The following is a 509-nucleotide window of genomic DNA, read 5'->3' on the forward strand; positions in this document are numbered from 1 at the left end:
AACTGTGAGGTTTGCTGGAGGTATCAGAAGTGCGAATGCTGACATAAGTAACGATAAAGCGGGTGAAAAACCCGCTCGCCGGAAGACCAAGGGTTCCTGTCCAACGTTAATCGGGGCAGGGTGAGTCGACCCCTAAGGCGAGGCCGAAAGGCGTAGTCGATGGGAAACAGGTTAATATTCCTGTACTCGGTGTTACTGCGAAGGGGGGACGGAGAAGGCTAGGCTAGCCGGGCGACGGTTGTCCCGGTTTAAGCGTGTAGGGGGGTGTTCCTGGTAAATCCGGAACGCTATCAACCCTGAGGCGTGATGACGATGCACTACGGTGCAGAAGTAGTTGATGCCCTGCTTCCAGGAAAAGCCTCTAAGCATCAGGTAACATCAAATCGTACCCCAAACCGACACAGGTGGTCAGGTAGAGAATACCAAGGCGCTTGAGAGAACTCGGGTGAAGGAACTAGGCAAAATGGTGCCGTAACTTCGGGAGAAGGCACGCTGGCGCGTAGGTGAAG

1 rRNA gene is annotated in these 509 nt (G+C 54.2%); it reads left to right on the top strand.

Features of this window, described 5'->3' with window-relative positions:
• Window positions 1-509: ribosomal RNA gene (locus N6G83_RS54540) — 23S ribosomal RNA — on the top strand; the annotation flags it as partial.

Source organism: Serratia sp. PL7 (assembly GCF_945957435.1).